Source organism: uncultured Oscillibacter sp., assembly GCF_910584465.1.
Taxonomy (GTDB): domain Bacteria; phylum Bacillota; class Clostridia; order Oscillospirales; family Oscillospiraceae; genus Oscillibacter.
Map to the genome: position 1 here is coordinate 1 of NZ_CAJUBK010000125.1, position 2,403 is coordinate 2,403.

General features: G+C 68.7%; 4 protein-coding genes. 3 read left to right on the forward strand and 1 reads right to left on the reverse strand.

The window, feature by feature from the left end; translation table 11 throughout:
• Window positions 1-436 (reverse strand): 6-phosphofructokinase (locus tag QZ332_RS13455; RefSeq protein ID WP_295766374.1); only part of this gene is annotated, 436 nt, incomplete at its 3' end.
• 251 nt (window positions 437-687) lie between these two features.
• Here QZ332_RS13455 and QZ332_RS13460 point away from each other — a divergent pair.
• From QZ332_RS13460 to QZ332_RS13470, 3 genes are all read left to right on the forward strand, one after another.
• Window positions 688-1,659, forward strand: a complete 972-nt coding sequence (locus QZ332_RS13460) for a hypothetical protein (RefSeq protein ID WP_295766376.1) — start codon at window positions 688-690, stop codon at window positions 1,657-1,659.
• Window positions 1,643-1,999, forward strand: coding sequence for a winged helix-turn-helix domain-containing protein (locus QZ332_RS13465; protein WP_295766378.1), 357 nt, complete (start codon window positions 1,643-1,645; stop codon window positions 1,997-1,999). The genes QZ332_RS13460 and QZ332_RS13465 overlap by 17 nt, the downstream gene beginning before the upstream one ends.
• A gap of 61 nt (window positions 2,000-2,060) precedes the next feature.
• A complete protein-coding gene (locus tag QZ332_RS13470) occupies window positions 2,061-2,363 on the forward strand; it encodes a hypothetical protein (RefSeq protein ID WP_295766380.1) in 303 nt (100 codons plus the stop codon).
• Window positions 2,364-2,403: the final 40 nt, after the last annotated feature.

Sequence of the window (2,403 nt, forward strand, 5' to 3'; positions counted from 1 at the left end):
TGTAGTGGGAGCAGCCGATGTCGTTGTCGATGGTGGCGGGGATGCCCACCACCCGGAGGCTCATGCCGTCCCTGGCGGCCTGGCGGGAGATGGCGAGGGCCCCCCGGAAGGTGCCGTCGCCGCCGATGGCCACGATGCCGTCCAGCCCCAGGAGGCGGCAGGTGGCCAGGGCCTTGGCCCGGCCCGCCTCCTCCAGGAACTCCAGGCTCCGGGCGGTGTAGAGCATGGTGCCGCCCTTGTTGATGATGTGGCTGACGCTGGAGGAGGTCAGCGGGACGAAATCGCTGTTGATGAGCCCGTTCCAGCCCCGGCGGATGCCGATGCAGCTGATGCCCCGCGCGATGGACGAGCGGACCACGGCCCGGACCGCGGCGTTCATGCCCGGCGCGTCGCCGCCGCTGGTGAGGACGCCGATCCTCTTTACCTTCTTTTCCATAAGAAAACCCTCCTGACGATTTTCCACCGGCCCGGATCCGAGCCGACTTTTTCCTGTATATCATGATACCGCCAGAGGGGCGGGATGTCAAGTAGGGCGGGGCCCTGTCCCCGCCCGTCCTTCCGAAGCTGCCGGGCTCCCGGGGGACGGGACCCGCCCCATGCTCAGATCTGTCATCCTTTTGTTACCCCTTCCCGCTCGGGGAGCTGGTATACTGGTCTTATAAGACCGATCGGAAGGAGACCTGCCCCATGCGCCGACTGCTGATCCCCCTGCTGGCCCTGCTGGCCCTGTCCGCCTGCGCCGCTCCGGCGGGGGTGACGGAGGAAGGGCCCCCCGCCCCGCCGCCCCGGGACGCCCCCGCGGATCCCCGGGCGGAGGAAGCGCCTCCGGACGAGGCCCCTGTGGACGAGACGGAGGACCATGTGCTTTTGACCCTGGAGGCCCCCCTGGCCGACGGGCGGATCCTGACGCTGGAGGCCGTGGGGAAGGTGGAGGACGAACACACCTGCGGCGTCCGGGAGGTCCGGGTCTGGGACGGGGAGGAGCGTTTGCAGACCATCACCGCCTATGAGGCCATCGAGTGGGAGTGGGGCTCCGCCGCCGACGACCTGGCGGGGCAGTATACCGATTGCTGGTCCCCGGAGGAGACCATGGAGGTCCTGGACCTGGACTTCGACGGCAGCACGGACTTCGGCCTCTTCGGCTGGAGATGCAACAACACCATCCCGTTTTACTATTGGACCTGGGACCCGGAGGCGGGACAGTACCGATACGCCTTCACCCTCCAAGGGGCGGAGGTCCATCCGGAGACGAGGGAGCTCACCGCCGAATACAAGTCCGGCTCCGCCGGGTCCCAGTGGATCACCCGGTATTATAGGCCCGATGGAGAGGGCGGACTGTACCTCCACCGGCTGGAGCGGACCACCCTGGAGTTCCAGCCCGAGTCCGGTGAGCTGGACATCGAACGGGGCGGGGCCCTGGAGATCTGGATCCCTCCGGAGGGCGATGGGCCCGTCCGGCTGGGACCCGGAGGCGGCATGGAGGCCGTCAGCGGCCGGAGCTATGACACGGGAGACTTGGAGGACCATATGGTCCTGGTCCGCCGGGAGGTCCCTGTGATCGGCGGCGACGGCTCCCGCTCCACGGAGATCTGGGAGTCCCGGGGCGGTGAGCCCCGATCGGTCGAGCGAAAGGAGTACGCCGATGAAAACGAACCCTGACCTGCGCCTCGCCGTCACCCTGCGCCTGCTGGACGATGAGGGCCAGCGCCGCTTCGGCCCCGGCGTGGCCGCGCTCTTGTCCCGGGTCCGGGAGGAGCGCTCCCTCCGGGCGGCGGCGGGATCCATGGGCATGGCCTATTCCAAGGCGTGGCGCATCGTCCGCTCCGCCGAGGCGGCCTTCGGCTGCAAGCTGCTCCGCTCCACCATCGGGGGGAAGAACGGCGGCGGGGCCGTGCTCACCGGGGAGGCCGAGGCCCTGCTGGACGCGTACCAGGCCCTCCGGGCCGAGGTGGAGGCTTACGCCCAGGCGCGTTTCCGGGAACGCTTCGGCCCGCGTTGACCTCCGCGCCCTCCGGCGCATAGGATGTATCACATCCTGAAGCGATTGGAGGGATCCGAATATGGAACCTGTTTGTAATGAATGTGCCGAGCTCGAGTGCCAGGACTGCGGATGCGACAGCCGCCGCCAGTCCGTCACCATGTACGCCCGCGTCCTGCGGGCAAGCTGCTGCCAGCTGCTGGTCTGCGACCTGAACAGCTGCCAGGAGGTGCTGGTCCATACCAACGACGCCTGCTGCTTCCGGCCGGGCCAGTGCGTGTGCATCACCTACAGCGGCGCGATGACCATGAGCATCCCGCCCCAGATCAGCGCCGAGTGCGTGAAGATCTGGAACGGCGGCGGGAACGCCTGCTGCTGCCGCTGAACCGCCGGAGCGCCGGAGGGGGGACCCCCCTCCGGCGCTC

What these genes read in the sequence shown, in the direction of transcription:
- QZ332_RS13460 (WP_295766376.1), top strand. Translation starts at nt 688, where the DNA reads ATGCGCCGACTGCTGATCCCCCTGCTGGCCCTGCTGGCCCTGTCCGCC.
- QZ332_RS13465 (WP_295766378.1), top strand. Translation starts at nt 1,643, where the DNA reads ATGAAAACGAACCCTGACCTGCGCCTCGCCGTCACCCTGCGCCTGCTG.
- QZ332_RS13470 (WP_295766380.1), top strand. Translation starts at nt 2,061, where the DNA reads ATGGAACCTGTTTGTAATGAATGTGCCGAGCTCGAGTGCCAGGACTGC.